A 16,796-nucleotide genomic window follows, 5' to 3' on the forward strand; every position below is an offset into this window, starting at 1 on the left:
CAGGATCGAGTATAGGCAGCGCCGGCCGCCGCACAACCCGGGTCGCCCCGGAGGTTCAGACGAGCGACGCGTCGCGCGTTTCGCGCATCAGCAGCACGCCGATCAGGCTGATCGCCGCCGCGACCGAGACATAGCCACCCACCCACGACAGCCCGCCGCGCGCCGCCAGCAACTGCGCGATGTACGGTGCGATCGACGCGCCGAGGATCCCGCCGAGGTTGTATGCGACGCCCGCGCCCGTATAGCGGACGTTGGTCGGGAACAGTTCCGGCAGCAGCGCGCCCATCGGGGCGAACGTCACACCCATCAGGAACAGCTCGATCGTGAGGAACAGCGCGACGAGCGGCATCGAGCCGCTGCCGAGCAGCGGCTCCATCGCGAAACCCGACAGCAGCGCGGCGATCGCGCCGACGATGAGCACCGGCTTGCGGCCGAAGCGGTCCGACGCCCATGCGGAAAGCGGCGTCGCGAGCCCCATGAACACGACGGCCAGGCACAGCAGGCCGAGGAAGCTCTGGCGCGGAATATGCAGTGCCGACACGCCGTACGACAGCGAGAACACCGTCGAGATGTAGAACAGCGTGTAGCAGACGACCATTGCGAGCGCGCCGAGCAGCGTCGGCTGCCAGTGCTGCGTCACGAGCGTCGCGACCGGCACGCGCACGCGCTCGTTGCGGTCGAGCGCGGCCTGGAACGCGGGCGTCTCGGTGATCTTGAGCCGCACATACAGGCCGAGCGCGACGAGCACCGCGCTGACGAGGAACGGGATGCGCCAGCCCCAGCTGCGGAACTGCTCGTCGGACAGCGACAGCGCCAGGGCGAAGAACAGGCCGTTCGACATCAGGAAGCCGACCGACGGCCCGAGCTGCGGGAACATCCCGAACCAGCCGCGCTTGCCCTGCGGCGCGTGCTCGGTCGCGAGCAACGCTGCGCCGCCCCATTCGCCGCCGAGGCCGATCCCCTGGCCGAAGCGCAGCACGCACAGCAGCACCGGCGCGAGCGCGCCGATCGCGTCGTAGCCCGGCACGAAGCCGATTGCGGTGGTGGACACACCCATCACGAGCAGAGACGCGACGAGCGTCGACTTGCGGCCGATGCGGTCGCCGAAGTGCCCGAACAGGAACGAGCCGATCGGGCGCGCGATGAACGCGATGCCGAACGTGACGAACGCGGACAGCGCCTGTGCGGTCGCGGAACCATGCGGGAAGAACACGGGGCCGATGACGAGCGCGGCGGCCGTCGCGTACACGTAGAAATCGTAGAACTCGATCGCGGTGCCGATGAAGCTCGCGAACACGATGCGCCGGTGGCTGACGGCGCCGGCCGAACCGGTTGCGTGAGCAACGGTCGGGGGGGATGCGGACATGGATGTCTCCGTTTTGTCGTTGGGGCGGTCGGCTGAGCGTGCGGTCAGGCAGGCAAACGCCTGCCGGGAGCAGCCGAGCGGATGATGCGGATGACGCGGTGGCGGCGTGAGCGCGTACCGTGGCGCGGACGTCACCCGCCGGTCGACGATGGAGACGGGTACGTCGCCGCCGCCCGGTGCCGGCGTGGTCGGCTCGCATGCCGGGTGGGGCGCGCGAGCGCACGCGCGGCGTGATGGCTGCGCGATTGCGGAAAATTATAGCCAGCGCCGCCGTACACCGGCAATCGCGCGGCGGCGGCGCGTCAGTCGATCGATTGCGCCTGCGCGGACGCAGTGCTTTGCAGCTGGAAGTGACCGTCGTCGTTGAAGAGCCAGCCTTCCATCAATTCGAGCCGGCCGTTGCCGTCGAGCAGGCGCGACGGCGGCGCCGGCAGCGGCGCCGAGCGGCGCAGCGACGCGAGCGCGAGCGTTTCCGCTTCGCTGTCGCCGTTGCTGCGATAAACGGACGCGTTGACGAGGCGGCCGCTGCCGTCGACGGTGAAGGACACGACGACGAGCGAACGAAGCATCGCTTGCGGCGTGCCGTGCAGCATGCCGGACGGATTGCGTGCGGCGATACGATTCGCGACCTCGACGCGATACTGGTCGAGGCTCCCGCTGCGCGTGATCGAAGGAATCGTCAGGACCGAGTGTAGCGACGCGGGGGGCGTGATCGTGCACGCGGCAAGCAGGGCGGCGACGGCCAGCGCAGCAATGCGCAGCCGGTCGACGCGCGGACGGAGAAGGGCGGGCATGAGGAGATGGCCAGGAGGGACGATAAAAAAATGATAGGCGCACCGACGCGAGACGACATGGGGGGAAACGCATAGCGCGCGACACCGGGCGCGGCGATCGCTGATGATGACGGCCGCGTGCTGCATCGCACATCGCGACGTGACGTGGCGTGACATGCGACAGCGTGCTCTGCGGGCGCGGGTTGTTGCACGGTTGAAAGGTGCGGCATGCGGCGATCGTCCGGCGGTGCGTGACGGCCTGCCGATGCGGCACCGCGGCCAGCCGCACACGCGACTGCAAGCGATGCCGCCCGTGCGCGTCAGAAGCCGTGCGTCACGAGCGACAGGACCGACAGGTCGGGGTGCGTACCGTCGATGATGCTCTTGCCGATGTGCACGGCCTCGTGCACCGCCTCGTCGAGGCTCGCGAAGCTTTCTTCGCCGTCCGCGTGGAACGGCACCGCGTGGTCGGGCAGTGCGGGATTCACGCCCGGATGGCACACGTAGCCGGTGTAGGTGTAGCGGGTGTCGCTGCCGGGCACGGCGGCCGGCACGACATGGATCTCGAAGCCTTCGTAATCGACGTGTTCCGTCGCGCTCGGCAGTTCGGTCATGGCGATCTCCGTGTGCCGCGCGCAGGGGTGGCGCGTGCGGCATCGAGTACGCGGCGGCGTTTGTGTCGCCGTGTTGAACGAATTCTAGGCGATGGCGGGGCGGGCCGGGAGGCGTCCGGCGCGGTACGGTCGCGCGTTCCGTCCCGACTGACGGCTACGCGCGCGGCGGCATCATTGCTTGCAGCGTGCGTCCTTGCGCTGCACGACGACGATCACCGGATACTTCTGGCCGTGGTCGAGTTCCACGCGCGCAACGACGCTCAGCGTCGCCGGGTCGGAATCGTCGTACACGCTGACCTGTTCGTTCCGCAGGTAGGTCACGCCGGTGCAGTTCGACGTGCGTCCGTCGTCCGCCACCTTGCACTGGAGCTCGTTGTCCTTCAGGTAGTTGTAGGGTGACGGGCTCGCGAGATATTCGCTCAGGCCGCGCGGCGAACCGCCGACGCCGGTCACGTATGCAATCGCGCATGACGCCGGCGCGTCGCTGCCGGAGGCGGTGTCGGCCGCTGCATGCGTGCTGACAGCGGCCAGCACGGCGACGAGCGACGAGACGATGAAGGGCTTCATGACGTGGATTTCCCGTTTCGCGAATCGGAGCGCGGGATTGTAACGGGATCCGGCGCGGCGCGTCGGAACGTGCGGGGAAGGCGCACGGATAAACAAAAACCCCGTCATTCTGCAAATGGACGGGGTTGGGTGTGCTTCCTGGCGGAAGCGGTGAGATTCGAACTCACGGACAGTTTCCCGTCGCCGGTTTTCAAGACCGGTGCCTTAAACCGCTCGGCCACGCTTCCACACGAGGCGGCATTGTAACCGAAATGCCGCCTCGCTCATGCCTTCAATCGTCGCGCAGGAACAATTCCTGCAGGTCGTTGAGGAAACGCTGGCCGAGCGGCGTCGGCGCGATCTGCGTGAAATCGCGCGTGATCAGCCCGCGTCGCTCCGCTTCCTTCAGCGCCGGCTCGATCGTGCTCATCGGCAGGCCCGTGCGTTCGGCGAAGCTGTGCACCGGGAAACCCTCGACGAGCCGCAGCGTGTTCAGCATGAACTCGAACGGCAGGTCGCGCGCACCGACTTCACGCTCTTCCTGCACGGCGTTGCCGGCCTTCGCCTGCTCGATGAAGGTGGCCGGATGCTTGTGGCGCGCCTGCCGCAGGATCCGGTTCGGGAACGACAGCTTCGTGTGTGCGCCCGCACCGATCCCGAGATAGTCGCCGAAACGCCAGTAGTTCAGGTTGTGCTTGCACTGATGATTCGGCTTCGCATACGCGGACACTTCGTAGCGCCCGTAGCCGGCTTCGGCCGTGCGCGCATGAATCCATTCCTGCATGTCGGCCGACGCGTCGTCGTCGGGGACGACCGGCGGGAACTTCGCGAACAGCGTATTCGGCTCGAGCGTCAGGTGGTAAAGCGACAGATGCGGCGGCGCGAACGACAGCGCGGTCTCGATGTCGGTGCGGCATTCGTCGAGCGTCTGGTTCGGCAGCGCGAACATCAGGTCGAGGTTGAAGTTGTCGAAGTTCTTCGCGGCGATCTCGACGGCCGCGCGCGCCTGCGCGGTGTCGTGAATCCGGCCGAGCGCCTTCAGGTGCGTTTCGTTGAAGCTCTGGATGCCGACCGACAGGCGGTTCACGCCGCTCGCGCGGAACTGCGCGAACTTCGCGGCTTCGAACGTGCCCGGATTCGCCTCGAGCGTGATCTCGGCGTCGGCGTCGAGCGGCAGCAGCGCGCGCACGTCGGACAGCATCCGGTCGAGGCCGGCCGCCGACAGCAGGCTCGGCGTGCCGCCGCCGATGAACACGGTATGCACCTGCCGCCCCCAGACGAGCGGCAGCGCCTGCTCGAGATCGGCACGCAGCGCGTCGAGGTACTCGGTTTCCGGAAACCGTTCGCCTTTCCATTCGTGCGAGTTGAAATCGCAGTACGGGCACTTGCGCACGCACCACGGGAAATGCACGTACAGCGCGAGCGGCGGCAGCGACGTGAGCCGTACCTGGCCGGGCGACGTGAAGGTCGCGACGACGCGCGCGCCGGTTTCCGCAGCCTGGCTCATGCACCCCCCTGGAGCGAACGGGTATCGGGCACGCTCATGCTTCCTCCGCGAGCCGCGCCAGCAGCGCCTTCAGCGCCAGCGCGCGATGGCTGTGCGTGTTCTTCACGGCCGGATCGAGTTCCGCGGCCGTCGCGCCGAGCGCCGGCAGGTAGAAATACGGGTCGTAGCCGAATCCGTGCTCGCCGCGCGGCGTGTCGACGATCTCGCCGGCCCAGCGGCCTTCGGCGAACAGCGGTTCGGGATCGTCCACGTGGCGCACCAACGCGAGCACGCAGCAATAGTATGCGCGCCGGTCGTCGACGCCGCGCAGCTGCTCGACGAGATACGCGTTGTTCGCCGCGTCGCCCTTGTCGCGGCCCGCGCGCTGCGCGTAGCGCGCCGAATAGACGCCCGGCGCGCCGCGCAGCACGCGCACGCACAGGCCCGAATCGTCGGCGATCGCCGGCAGCCCGGTGAGGCGCGACGCGTGACGCGCCTTCGTCAGCGCGTTCTCGATGAACGTGCCGAACGGCTCTTCCGCTTCGGGCACGGCGAGGTCGCCCTGCGGGACGATCTCGATGCCGACCGTCGAGAACAGCGCGGTGAATTCGCGCAGCTTGCCGGGATTGTTCGACGCGAGAACGATGCGCGACAGCGGCGCGAGGGTGCGATCGTCAGGCATGGTCGGCGCCCAGGACGTCCTTCTGCAGCTGCACGAGCGCGGCGATCCCGCCCTGCGCGAGGTCGAGCAGCGCGTTCATCTCGGCGCGCGAGAACGGCACGCCTTCGGCCGTGCCCTGGACTTCGACGAAACCGCCGGCGCCCGTCATCACGACGTTCATGTCGGTGTCGCACTGCGAATCTTCCGCGTAATCGAGGTCGAGCACCGGCGCGCCTTCGTACACGCCGACCGAGATCGCGGCGACGTGGTCGGTGATCGGCGAGCGCGCGAGCTTGCCGGCCGCGATCAGCTTCGACACGGCGTCGTGGGCGGCGACGAAGGCGCCGGTGATGCTCGCCGTACGCGTGCCGCCGTCGGCCTGGATCACGTCGCAGTCGATGTGGATCGTGCGCGGGCCGAGCGCCTCGAGATCGAACACCGCGCGCAGCGCGCGGCCGATCAGGCGCTGAATTTCCTGCGTGCGGCCCGTCTGCTTGCCGCGCGCGGCTTCACGGTCGCTGCGCGTGTGCGTCGCGCGGGGCAGCATCCCGTATTCGGCGGTCAGCCAGCCTTGCCCGCGGTCGCGCAGGAAGTCGGGCACGCGTTCGGAGACGCTCGCGGTGCAGAGCACCTTGGTGTCGCCGAATTCGACCAGGACCGAGCCTTCGGCGTGTTTCGTGTAGTGGCGCGTGAGGGCGACCTTGCGCAGTTCGTCGGCGCGGCGGCCGCTCGGGCGGGAAACGGAAGACGTCATGGGGAAATCGCGGAAGGAGAGGAAACCCCGATTTTAGCGCCGAACGGCGGGCGTGCCCGGCGGGGTGGTCCGCAAAAATGGGATAATGCGCGCTTCCCGCCCCGCGCTTTCCGATGCGCCGGGCGCCTCGACATATCCCTGCCCGCGAGGGCACCCAGACGGCGAGACGAACCATGATCTACAGCATGACGGGCTACGCGAACGCGACGCGCGAACTCGCAACGGCCACCGGCAACGGCGGCACCAGCGTGTCGGTCGAACTGCGCACCGTGAACTCGCGCTTCCTCGACCTCAATTTCCGGATGCCGGACGACGTGCGCGCGTGCGAACCCGCGCTGCGCGAAATGCTGATGAACAAGCTGTCGCGCGGCAAGGTCGACGTGCGCATCAACCTGCAGCGCGGCGAGCAGAGCATCGGCGCGGGCGCGCTGAACCAGTCGGCGCTCGGCCAGCTTGCCGATCTCGAGCGCGCGGTGCTCGACTCGTTCCCGGGCGTCGGCCGCCTGCGCGCGGGCGAAATCCTGCGCTGGCCGGGCGTGCTGGCCGAGAGCGGCGTGTCGGCGGAAGCGATCCGCGATGCGGTGCTCGCGTGCGGCAAGGAAGCGATCGGCGAGCTCGTCGTCGTGCGTTCGCGCGAAGGCGCGCAACTGGCGGCGATGCTGCTGTCGAACGTCACCGAGATGGAAGCGATCGTCGCGCGCATCACGCCGCTCGTGCCGGAGCTGATCGCGAAGCATCAGCAGAAGATCGTCGAACGGCTGCAGGAAGCGCTCGGCATTGCAGCGCCCGAAGGCAGCGCGGCGATCGTCACGCGCGAGGAAGCCGCGGAACGCATTCGTCAGGAAGTGACGATGTACGGGATCCGGATCGACATCGCGGAAGAACTGTCGCGTCTCACCGCGCACCTGAACGAAACGCGTCACGTGATCGAGAAGGGCGGCCGCGTCGGCAAGCGTCTCGACTTCATGATGCAGGAACTGAATCGAGAAGCAAACACGCTCGGCTCGAAGGCGGCGGCGAAGGAGCTGGCCGACGCATCGATGGCGCTCAAGCTGTTGATCGAGCAGATGCGAGAGCAAGTGCAAAACCTGGAGTAAAGCATCATGACCGAATCCACCCGCGACGGCCACGCGTCGCATTCGCTGCACGGCGGCGTCTATCCCGGCAACCTGTTCATGGTCGTCGCGCCGTCGGGCGCCGGCAAGTCGACGCTCGTGAATGCGCTGCTGTCGAAGGACAGCGACATCTGCCTGTCGATTTCGTACACGACGCGCAAGCCGCGCCCGGGCGAACAGGACGGCCAGCACTATCACTTCACGACCGTCGACGATTTCCGCACGCGTCACGCGGCGCACGAATTCCTCGAGAGCGCGGAAGTGCACGGCAACTATTACGGCACGTCGCGCGTCTGGATCGAAGAGCAGATGAAGAACGGCCACGACGTGCTGCTCGAAATCGACTGGCAGGGCGCACTGCAGGTGAAGAAGCAGTTCCGCAACGCGGTCGGCATCTTCATCCTGCCGCCGTCGCTCGATGCGCTCGAGGAACGTCTGAAGAAGCGCGGCCAGGACGAGCCGAACGTGATCACGCGGCGCTTGCTGGCTGCCGGCAGCGAGATCGCGCACGCGTCGGAAGCGGAATACGTGGTGATCAACGAGAATTTCGAGCGTGCGCTCGCAGAGCTCGAATGCATCGTCGCGGCGACGCGCCTGCGCTTCGCTTCGCAGTACGCGCGACACACCGAGCTGTTCATCGAGCTCGGCATCCATCTGCCCCACGCGGAATGACGCGGGGGCCGAGGGACATAAGGTAGAATAACGACTATATTCAGAAGGAATTACCAACATGGCTCGCATTACCGTCGAAGACTGCCTGAAGCAAATCCCGAACCGCTTCGAACTGGCGCTCGCCGCCACCTACCGCGCGCGGCAGCTCGCGCAAGGCCATACGCCGAAGATCGAAAGCCGCGACAAGCCGACCGTCGTCGCGCTGCGCGAAATCGCTGCCGGCCAGGTCGGCGTCGAGATGCTGAAGAAGGTGCCGGTGTAACGCGCATCCGGCCCGTTCCAGCCATGTAATCCACGCGCGCAACGACTCGACCTGGAGGCGAATATGAGCACCACCCCATCGTCCGCCTCCGCGGATTCGACCACCGAAGCCACGGCCCAGTCGCCTGCGCGCCAGTACATCGACGCGGTCCTCGAACAGTCCTTTCGGCATCTGTTCGGGCCGACCGCCACTCCGGAGCAGCCGCGCAAGCACGGCGTCGTTTCGATCGCGAAACTGACGACCGTACTTGCCGAGTATCTCGCCCCGGACGAAATCAAAGAGGTCAAGGCGGCGTTCCACTTCAGTGACGAAGCCCACCTCGGTCAATATCGCCAGAGCGGCGAGCCCTACATCACCCATCCCGTCGCCGTCGCGGAAATCTGCGCCGGCTGGAAGCTCGACGCGCAGGCCGTGATGGCCGCGTTGCTGCACGACGTGATGGAAGACCAGGGCGTGACCAAGAACGAGCTGGCCGAGCGGTTCGGCCCGAAGGTCGCCGAACTGGTCGACGGCCTGTCCAAGCTCGACAAGATGGAATTCCGCAGTCGCGAGGAAGCGCAGGCGGAAAACTTCCGCAAGATGCTGCTCGCGATGGCACGCGACGTGCGCGTCATTCTCGTCAAGCTCGCCGACCGCCTGCACAACATGCGCACGCTCGGCGCGGTGCCGATGGAAAAGCGCCGCCGCGTCGCGCGCGAGACGCTCGACATCTACGCGCCGATCGCGCACCGGCTCGGGTTGAACAACACGTATCGCGAGCTGCAGGACATGAGCTTCGCGAACTTCAACCCGCATCGCTACGCGACGCTCGAGAAGGCCGTGAAGGCCGCGCGCGGCAACCGCCGCGAAGTGATCAGCAAGATCCTCGAGGCCGCGCAGCGCGCGATGGCCGACGCGAAGATCGACGCCGAAATCACCGGCCGCGAGAAGACCATCTACAGCGTCTATCGCAAGATGCGCGACAAGCAGCTGTCGTTCTCGCAGGTGCTCGACGTGTACGGTTTCCGCGTTGTCGTCGACAGCCCGCTCGACTGCTACACGTGCATCGGCGCATTGCACGCGCTGTACAAGCCGGTGCCCGGCAAGTTCAAAGACTACATCGCGATCCCGAAGATCAACGGCTATCAGTCGCTGCACACCACGCTCGTCGGCCCGTTCGGCGCGCCGATCGAGTTCCAGGTGCGCACGCGCAAGATGCACGAGATCGCCGAGGCGGGAGTCGCCGCGCACTGGCTGTACAAGAACGGCAGCGCGGATCTCAGTGACGTGCAAAAGCGCGCGCACCAGTGGCTGAAATCGCTGCTCGACATCCAGAGCGAAGCCGGCGATTCGAGCGAATTCCTCGAGCACGTGAAGATCGACCTGTTCCCCGACGCGGTCTACGTGTTCACGCCGAAGTCGAAGATCATGGCGCTGCCGCGCGGCGCGACGGCGCTCGATTTCGCGTATTCGATCCACAGCGATCTCGGCAACCAGTGCGTGGCCGTGAAGATCAACAACGAGCTGCTGCCACTGCGCACCGAGCTGAAGAGCGGCGACATCGTCGAGGTGATCACCGCGCCGTATTCGAAGCCGAACCCCGCATGGCTCGGCTTCGTGCGGACCGGCAAGGCCCGTTCGGCGATCCGCCATTACCTGAAGACGATGCGCCTGAACGAGTCGGTGCAGCTGGGCGAGCGGCTCGTCGACCAGAGCCTGAAGGGCTATGGCCTCGCGCTGGCCGATGTCGAGCCGGAAGTGTGGGAGAAGCTCGTGCAGTGGACGGGCAACAAGAGCCGTCAGGAAATCTTCGCGGATATCGGCCTCGGCCGCCGCGTGGCCGCGGTGATGGCCAAGCGCATCGAGGTGTTGATGAGCGGCCGCGACGCGGACGACGATCTGCCGAAGTCCGAGCGGCATCCCGCGCATCATGCGCCGCCGGTCGTGATTACCGGCACCGAAGGGATGTCCGTGCAGTTGTCGGCATGCTGCCGGCCGATCCCGGGCGACGCGATCATGGGCTACATCGGCATCGGCCTGGGCATGGCGATTCATACGACCGATTGCCGTGTCGCGCAGCGTATCCATCGCCGCGATCCGGGCCGCTGGATCGACGTCGAATGGGCGCCGCAACCGGGCCGCCTGTTCGATGTCGCGGTGAAGGCGCTCGTGAAGAACACGAAGGGCATCTTCGCACGCGTCGCGGCGGACATCACGTCGGCCGACGCGAACATCGTGCATATCGCGATGGACGAGGATCTGACGCACGAATCGACGGTGCTGCGCTTCGTGATCCAGGTCAGCGACCGCGTGCATCTCGCGAACGTGATGCGGCGCGTGAGAACCAATCCGGACGTGATGCGGATCATGCGCGAGCGCTCGACCGACGACGGCGCGCATGCGCGCCACGACGGCGGCATGCGTATCGAGCGCGAGCGGCAGGATTATTGACGCCGCGCGCGAGCGGGCAATTGATCGACGGCGGCCAGTGGCCGCCGTTTTCATTGGCGCCGTGCAACGAGTGTGCGCCGCCGCCGGGGCGGTGCGATGGTGCGAGCGAGGGAAGGGGGGCGGAAAAGAAAAAGGGCTTTCCCGGAGGAAAGCCCTTTTAAGGTGGCGCGGCTGGCAGGATTCGAACCCACGACCCCTTGGTTCGTAGCCAAGTACTCTATCCAACTGAGCTACAGCCGCACGCAAAACGGTACTGCTTCAACTGTCGGAACCTTCTGCGATGGGAAGGCCCCCAAAAAAGTGGCGCGGCTGGCAGGATTCGAACCCACGACCCCTTGGTTCGTAGCCAAGTACTCTATCCAACTGAGCTACAGCCGCACGCAAAAACAAGACTTCTACTGCTTCGAACTGAAAGGGCCTTCGATTCGGAAGGCCCTCGAAAAAAGTGGCGCGGCTGGCAGGATTCGAACCCACGACCCCTTGGTTCGTAGCCAAGTACTCTATCCAACTGAGCTACAGCCGCACGCAGAAGCGGAAGTATAGCAGGGTTGTATAAAAAGGGAAGCCTTATTCGCGAATTAGGTGCCATGACCTTGCCGGGGCGCCCTTCGTGTACCCTTGGAGCATCAGTCATCCATGTTGAATCCGCATCATGAACAAGGCGTTTGTCAAAGAGTCGGACGGCGACGACGACGATCTCGACCAGGCTCAACCCGCGATTCCTGCGGGCTCGAAGAACTACATCACGCCGGCCGGTCACAAGCGGCTGCGCGACGAGCTGCTGAACCTGATCGACGTCGAGCGTCCCGAGGTCGTGCGGCTCGTGTCGTGGGCCGCGTCGAATGGCGACCGGTCGGAGAACGGCGACTACATCTACGGCAAGCGGCGGCTGCGCGAGATCGATCGCCGCATCCGCTTCCTGACGAAGCGGCTCGATCTCGCCGAAGTCGTCGACGCGAGCCGGCAGGAGAATGTCGACCAGGTGTTCTTCGGCGCAACGGTCGATTACGAGACGCCGGACGGCGAGGATCACACGGTGACGATCGTCGGCATCGACGAGGTCGATCTCGACCGCGGCTGCGTCAGCTGGATTTCGCCGGTCGCCCGCGCGCTGATCAAGGCAAGGATCGGCGATACCGTCACGCTGATGACGCCGGCCGGCCCGCAGCCGATCGACATCCTCGACGTCCGGTATCCGGCGCGGAGCGACGCCTGAGCGACAGCCGGCCCGGTGGTGCGGTAAAGAAAAAGCGCCCCGGTGGGGCGCTTTTTTTCTTCCGGCGTACGGTGGAGTTGCCGGTTGCTCAGAAGCGATGGCGCAGGCCGGCCGTGACCGCGATCTGCTTGTTGGTCGACGACGCGCCACCGAGGCCATTGACATAGGCACCGATGCCCAGGCCGTCCGTGCTGACGCGCTGATACACGCCTTGCACGTACACGTCGGTCCGCTTGGACAGCGCGTAGTCGGTCTGCAGGTTGAACTGATTCCAGCCCGGATGACGGCCGTCCAGGAAGCCCGCGGTGTACGTGTACGACCCGGCCAGCGACAAGGCCGGCGTGAGCGCGTAGCGTGCGTTCACTTCGTAGTTGTTGAAGCGGGCAAACGTGCCGTCGAGACCCAGGCCGCTCGACACGCCCGAGGCACCCGCAGAGATGCCGAGCGCCCGGTTCACGCGCGATTGCGTGAACACGAAGCCGGCCGTTGCCGGGCCGAACGTGTAGTTCAGGCCGCCGCCGAACACGCGCTGACGCTTGCCGACGAACGTGTTGTCACCTGCCACCGCGCCGCCGCTGTTGGTGACCGCAGCCGACGTGAGGCCCGAAATGTCATTGTTCAACTGCAGGTAGCCGGCGCCGATATTGAAGCCGGCGTAGGTGTACGACACGCCCGCGCTGTATGCGCGATTGTTTGAGAACTGGTTGCTGTTCGAGAAGCCGTACAACGCGCCGAACTTCAGGCCGCCGTAATTGACGCTCGTATACTTGACGGCGTTATTGATCCGGAACGAATTGTTCAGGTTGTCGTTATCGAACGGGTGGGCAAACTGGGTGCCGCCAAATTGGGTACCGGTCAGCGACAGCGGCCCGATGTAGTCGACGACGCTATCGTACTGGCGACCGAGGGTCACGGCGCCGAGCTGGTCGTGCGACAGGCCGACGAACGCCTGGCGGCCGAATTCGCGGCCATTCTGGCCGAGCGTGCCGTTGGCGATGTTGAAGCCGTTTTCCAACACGAAGATCGCTTTCAGGCCGCCGCCGAGATCTTCCGTGCCGCGCAGGCCCCAGCGGCTGCCGTTGATCTGGCCACTGCGTTCCGACCACGAGCTGTGGCCGCCCTGGTTGTTGGTGTAGGTGATGCCGGCGTCGATCAGGCCGTACAGCGTGACGCTGCTTTGAGCATGTGCTGCGGTAACGATTACACCCGACAACGCGGTGAAGATCAGGGTTTTTTTCATGGATCTGTCTCCAAACAGGATGATATCGATCGAACCTGCGGTGGACTGGCCGTGTTTTGCTTGACGCTGCAGCCGGTCCGGCAGAACGGCGGTGCGCTTATCGGAAAGCCATCTGCAGTGTACGGAGTGCGCGGAGTGGGGACGGTTCGCGCTTTAAGCAATAATGTATTTTGGAATCCGCAAAGATCGAAAAAATCGCGCAAACGATTGCCTGTCAAGGCTTTGCGGCAGTGCAGCGGAAGAATGGGGCGATCAGGACTACGTAACGGGCGTTGCGCGATTGCGACAGGTGGTCAGCAGCAGGCAGGGGTGCCCCTAGCGCGATTATTGACACATCGGCAATAGAGGTTTGTGTGGAGCATGGATAATGAAAGGTTGTTCTCTCGCTATACTGCGATCTCTGCTTTCCGAAGCAGACTTTTTCGTTGACGGAAAAGATCTCCAAACCTTTGTCGGCGCGACTTCCCAGTCGCGCTTTTTTTTTGCCCCGCTTTCCGTGCGCTATTGCGTGTACGAGCGCCGCTTGCGCTTGGCCGCAGGCGCGGCTTCCTCTGCTTCGACCGGCGGCGGCGTGTAGGTCCAGTCTTCCATCACGTAGTGACGGGCATCCAGGGGCGATGCGAGCAGGTTCTGCCAATGATCGCCGTGCCACGTCGTATCGAATTCGCTGTCGCACGGCGCCTCGCGAGCGGACTCGGTCAGGGCGCGGGACTTGCGGCGTACGCGTCCGAAGCGGCTCGCGAAGCGCTTGATTCCGTCCAGCCACATGACCTTCTCCTTCCTTTCGGCGTTGAGTCAGCATCGCAATGTCCCCGGGTTTCCGCAACCCGGAAAAAACCCGATGAATTTACCGGGTTGATTTGTCCCCGGTAGGAATTTCATACCTGCGATTATTGACAATCTGATCCCGGTAATATTGACAGGTTTTTCAGGTGAATCAATTAATCAAAGGCGATGGTGTACCGATTCCAGTGGTATTAGCGTCCTTTTGATAAAACTATCGTTAAAAATTTTCTTGACGCACCCGGATTGTCCAATTTATAAAGTCACCACTCCGTCCTCGGGCGGCGTGCTGGTGCGGGTGCTGGCGCAATGTTTCGGGATTTCGGGAAACGGCTATAAAAATAGCTTTTTTGATCTAATCGAGTGGGGAACGAAGACATGGATACCGGTATCGTGAAATGGTTTAACGATGCTAAAGGTTTTGGTTTTATTACGTCGGACAATGGTGGTGAAGATTTGTTTGCGCACTTTTCCGAAATCCGCATGGACGGCTTCAAGACGCTGAAGGAAAACCAGCGTGTTTCGTTCGACGTCAAAGTCGGGCCGAAAGGCAAGCAGGCAGCGAATATCCAGGCCGTCTGACGCGCCACGCATTGCCGATCACGTCTGGCCCCCGCATGGCGGGGGCTTTTCGTTTTTCGGGGACAGTACATTCGGGCCCGGGCTGGCCGCGGGCATGCATGCCGGTGCATACTCACGGAAGCATCGTTTCCCTGTCTTTTCATGTCCGATTCCCGTCCGTCCGATCCCGCGAGCGAACAGCCGCTCGTTTTCGTCGACCTTGAAACCACCGGCGGCTCGTCCGCCGAACATCGCATCACCGAAATCGGCGTCGTCGAAATCGGGCCGCTCGGCGTGTCGACGTGGACCAGCCTCGTCAATCCGGGGCAGGCGATTCCGCCGTTCATCCAGCAACTGACGGGCATATCGGATGCGATGGTGCGCGACGCACCGACGTTCGCGTCACTCGCGCCGGCGCTGTTCGAGCGGCTCGACGGCAAGCTGTTCGTCGCACACAACGCGAGTTTCGACCGCGGTTTCCTGCGCACCGAATTCGAGCGCGCGGGCTTCGCGTTCAATCCCGATGTGCTGTGTACGGTGCGGCTGTCGCGCGCGTTGTTTCCGCGCGAATCGCGGCACGGGCTCGATGCGTTGATAGAACGGCATGGGCTCGTTCCGGCCGCGCGCCACCGGGCACTGGCGGACGCCGACCTGCTCTGGCAGTTCTGGCGTCAACTGCACGACATCGTGCCGCTCGAGCGGCTGCGCGACCAGATTGCGTTGACGACGCGGCACTTCCGCCTGGGCGGGGAGCTGACCGAAGCCTGGCTCGATACCGCGCCGGCGGGATGCGGCGCGTACGCGCTGTTCGGAGAAGGGGATGCTGCGCTGTATGTCGGCCGCAGCGTGCGCGTGCGGCAGCGGCTGCGCGCGCTGCTGACCGGCGAGCGCCGCTCGTCGAAGGAAATGCGGCTGGCGCAGCAGGTGCGGCGCGTCGAATGGCGCGAGACCGGCAACGAGCTGGGGGCGATGCTCGCCGAAGCGCAATGGATTGCCCAACTGCGCCCGTCGTACAACCGGCGCCCGGCGGCCGATGCCGCCCGCGCGGGCGGCGCGCCCTGGCCGTTCGAAGGCGCTGTCGCGTTCGAGGCGCACGGCGAGCGCCATCTGTTTCATGTGATCGACGGCTGGCGTTATCTCGGCGCGGCGGAATCGCTCGATGCGGCCGCGCGGCTCGTGGCCGACGGAGTAGCCGGCGCGTTCGAACCCTTTACCCACCGTCTGCTGCAGACGCATCTCGCGCGTGGTCTGCAAGTGATTCCGCTCACGGCGCTCACGCCGGCGGACTGAGCGCCGGCATCATCCACGCCGCGTCGCGTCAGCCGATCGCGCTGGCGCCGCCGCCGGAGCAGACGTGTGACAGCGCGGTATCGAGTGCCTGCGACTGTGTGGAATCGTAGCGCGTGAGCGTCTTCCAGTTCGCGATGCTGCGCGCGAGCCGCGCCTGGCAATCGGGCGCATCGCGAAGCGGCGCGACCCGTGCGAGACCCGTGAGCATTTTCTGCGTCAGACGGTCGAGTGCCGGCCGCGTGCTGGTCGCGAGATCGGGCGGCGTGCCTTCCGGCGGCTGCGTCGCGCGCCAGGTCGCGAACAGGGCGTTCTGCACGTCCTTGCTTGCCGTGATCTGATCCTCGAAGAACGTGCGCGCGAACGCGGGATCGACGCCGGCCTGTCCTGCGCGCTTTTCGACTGCGGTGAGCAGCGCTGCTTCGCGCGGCTGATCCTCGATCGCCTTGTGATTTGCCCATTTCCATCGTGCGACCGGTTCGGCGAGCGCGAGGCGCTGCGACGCGAGCGCAACGATGTTGGTGAGGGCGGTGTCGTCGCCGTCTGCGCGGGCGATATGCGGAGACGCAAGGAGGGCGACGCCGAGCGCGGCGACAGCGAGGCTGGCACGAATGGCTTGCTTCATCGGAACGATCGGGAGAGCCGGGCGGGCCGGACGTGGAAAACCAGAAGGATAGACGAAGACAGTCGCGCGGCGTAGCGTCGCGACAGGAGAATCAGCAGGCGAGCTGATCCGGCACCGTCAGGCTGTTGCAGCCCGGGTGCGAGGCGAATTGCGCGCGATGCGCAGGGATGAACCGCACGATAGCGATGATCGACACGTGGCGGTTACAGATCCGAACTGTCGTTCACTTCGGCGAGTACAGCTTGTGCTGCTCGTCGAAGAATGCCCGAACGTGTTCGGGCAATTCGGCGAGGAATTCCACGCCGACGGGTTCCGGATCCGGGCTCATCACTTGCTCGGGCGGTGGCATGCGAGTTGGTCTTTCGTCCATGATCGTTTCTCCAGCAGGTTCAATGATTATCAACC

Annotated in this window: 18 protein-coding genes and 4 tRNA genes; 7 read left to right on the plus strand and 15 right to left on the minus strand. The window is 65.2% G+C overall.

The features are described from left to right. Positions 1-55: 55 nt before the first annotated feature. The 8 genes from OHZ10_RS04850 to rph form a co-directional block, all read right to left on the minus strand. Positions 56-1,366 carry an MFS transporter gene (locus OHZ10_RS04850; protein WP_174994324.1) on the minus strand — a complete coding sequence of 437 codons (1,311 nt, stop codon included), beginning with the start codon at positions 1,364-1,366 and terminating at the stop codon, positions 56-58. 302 nt (positions 1,367-1,668) lie between these two features. Next, the gene (locus OHZ10_RS04855) at positions 1,669-2,160 is read right to left on the minus strand and encodes an energy transducer TonB family protein (protein ID WP_174994325.1); all 492 of its coding nucleotides are present in this window, start codon (positions 2,158-2,160) and stop codon (positions 1,669-1,671) included. A gap of 299 nt (positions 2,161-2,459) precedes the next feature. Next, complete coding sequence (locus OHZ10_RS04860; protein ID WP_059235588.1) at positions 2,460-2,753, minus strand: hypothetical protein; 294 nt, start codon at positions 2,751-2,753, stop codon at positions 2,460-2,462. Positions 2,754-2,924: 171 nt separating this feature from the next. Continuing rightward, positions 2,925-3,320: a hypothetical protein gene (locus OHZ10_RS04865; RefSeq protein ID WP_059235586.1), complete on the minus strand. Its 396-nt coding sequence runs from the start codon at positions 3,318-3,320 to the stop codon at positions 2,925-2,927. A gap of 139 nt (positions 3,321-3,459) precedes the next feature. Then, positions 3,460-3,547, minus strand: a tRNA-Ser gene (locus OHZ10_RS04870). 44 nt (positions 3,548-3,591) lie between these two features. Continuing rightward, the gene (gene hemW, locus OHZ10_RS04875) at positions 3,592-4,806 is read right to left on the minus strand and encodes a radical SAM family heme chaperone HemW (RefSeq protein ID WP_059235584.1); all 1,215 of its coding nucleotides are present in this window, start codon (positions 4,804-4,806) and stop codon (positions 3,592-3,594) included. Between the two features lie 34 nt (positions 4,807-4,840). Next, positions 4,841-5,467, minus strand: a complete 627-nt coding sequence (rdgB, locus tag OHZ10_RS04880; protein WP_059236860.1) for an RdgB/HAM1 family non-canonical purine NTP pyrophosphatase — start codon at positions 5,465-5,467, stop codon at positions 4,841-4,843. After that, complete coding sequence (gene rph, locus OHZ10_RS04885) at positions 5,460-6,200, minus strand: ribonuclease PH (protein ID WP_059235582.1); 741 nt, start codon at positions 6,198-6,200, stop codon at positions 5,460-5,462. The genes rdgB and rph overlap by 8 nt, the downstream gene beginning before the upstream one ends. 173 nt (positions 6,201-6,373) lie before the next feature. Here rph and OHZ10_RS04890 point away from each other — a divergent pair, with 173 nt between their 5' ends. The 4 genes from OHZ10_RS04890 (at position 6,374) to OHZ10_RS04905 (ending at position 10,679) form a co-directional block, all read left to right on the plus strand. After that, on the plus strand, positions 6,374-7,297 hold the full coding sequence (locus tag OHZ10_RS04890) for a YicC/YloC family endoribonuclease (RefSeq protein ID WP_059235579.1): 924 nt from the start codon (positions 6,374-6,376) through the stop codon (positions 7,295-7,297). Positions 7,298-7,303: 6 nt separating this feature from the next. Next, the gene (gmk, locus tag OHZ10_RS04895) at positions 7,304-7,987 is read left to right on the plus strand and encodes a guanylate kinase (protein ID WP_059235577.1); all 684 of its coding nucleotides are present in this window, start codon (positions 7,304-7,306) and stop codon (positions 7,985-7,987) included. Positions 7,988-8,045: 58 nt separating this feature from the next. After that, the gene (gene rpoZ, locus OHZ10_RS04900; RefSeq protein WP_006025620.1) at positions 8,046-8,249 is read left to right on the plus strand and encodes a DNA-directed RNA polymerase subunit omega; all 204 of its coding nucleotides are present in this window, start codon (positions 8,046-8,048) and stop codon (positions 8,247-8,249) included. Positions 8,250-8,312: 63 nt separating this feature from the next. After that, positions 8,313-10,679: a RelA/SpoT family protein gene (locus OHZ10_RS04905; protein WP_059235575.1), complete on the plus strand. Its 2,367-nt coding sequence runs from the start codon at positions 8,313-8,315 to the stop codon at positions 10,677-10,679. A 163-nt stretch (positions 10,680-10,842) separates the two neighbouring features. Here the strand turns inward: OHZ10_RS04905 and OHZ10_RS04910 are convergent. The 3 genes from OHZ10_RS04910 to OHZ10_RS04920 all read right to left on the minus strand — a co-directional run bounded on the left by OHZ10_RS04910 (position 10,843) and on the right by OHZ10_RS04920 (position 11,202). Next, positions 10,843-10,919 (minus strand) — tRNA-Arg (locus tag OHZ10_RS04910). A 61-nt stretch (positions 10,920-10,980) separates the two neighbouring features. Next, a tRNA-Arg gene (locus OHZ10_RS04915) sits at positions 10,981-11,057 on the minus strand. A gap of 68 nt (positions 11,058-11,125) precedes the next feature. Next, positions 11,126-11,202, minus strand: a tRNA-Arg gene (locus OHZ10_RS04920). Positions 11,203-11,331: 129 nt separating this feature from the next. Here OHZ10_RS04920 and greB point away from each other — a divergent pair. Next, positions 11,332-11,895 (plus strand): transcription elongation factor GreB, encoded by a 564-nt coding sequence (gene greB, locus OHZ10_RS04925; protein WP_059235573.1) that lies wholly within the window; start codon positions 11,332-11,334, stop codon positions 11,893-11,895. 88 nt (positions 11,896-11,983) lie between these two features. Here greB and OHZ10_RS04930 read toward each other — a convergent pair whose 3' ends face one another. Next, positions 11,984-13,135, minus strand: coding sequence for a porin (locus tag OHZ10_RS04930; protein ID WP_059235572.1), 1,152 nt, complete (start codon positions 13,133-13,135; stop codon positions 11,984-11,986). Between the two features lie 501 nt (positions 13,136-13,636). Next, entirely contained in the window at positions 13,637-13,903 is a 267-nt protein-coding gene (locus OHZ10_RS04935; RefSeq protein ID WP_256085677.1) for a hypothetical protein, read from the minus strand. 393 nt (positions 13,904-14,296) lie between these two features. Here OHZ10_RS04935 and OHZ10_RS04940 point away from each other — a divergent pair, with 393 nt between their 5' ends. Both OHZ10_RS04940 and OHZ10_RS04945 read left to right on the plus strand, forming a co-directional pair. Next, positions 14,297-14,500 carry a cold-shock protein gene (locus OHZ10_RS04940; protein ID WP_006476615.1) on the plus strand — a complete coding sequence of 68 codons (204 nt, stop codon included), beginning with the start codon at positions 14,297-14,299 and terminating at the stop codon, positions 14,498-14,500. 141 nt (positions 14,501-14,641) lie between these two features. Continuing rightward, a complete protein-coding gene (locus OHZ10_RS04945) occupies positions 14,642-15,769 on the plus strand; it encodes an exonuclease domain-containing protein (RefSeq protein ID WP_342703816.1) in 1,128 nt (375 codons plus the stop codon). 28 nt (positions 15,770-15,797) lie between these two features. Here OHZ10_RS04945 and OHZ10_RS04950 read toward each other — a convergent pair whose 3' ends face one another. Together OHZ10_RS04950 and OHZ10_RS04955 are read right to left on the minus strand one after the other, a co-directional pair. Beyond that, positions 15,798-16,391 carry a chorismate mutase gene (locus OHZ10_RS04950; RefSeq protein ID WP_174993453.1) on the minus strand — a complete coding sequence of 198 codons (594 nt, stop codon included), beginning with the start codon at positions 16,389-16,391 and terminating at the stop codon, positions 15,798-15,800. A 223-nt stretch (positions 16,392-16,614) separates the two neighbouring features. Then, positions 16,615-16,761, minus strand: a complete 147-nt coding sequence (locus OHZ10_RS04955) for a hypothetical protein (protein ID WP_009690993.1) — start codon at positions 16,759-16,761, stop codon at positions 16,615-16,617. Between the last annotated feature and the right edge of the window lie 35 nt (positions 16,762-16,796).

This window comes from Burkholderia arboris (assembly GCF_038723655.1).
Lineage (GTDB): Bacteria > Pseudomonadota > Gammaproteobacteria > Burkholderiales > Burkholderiaceae > Burkholderia > Burkholderia arboris.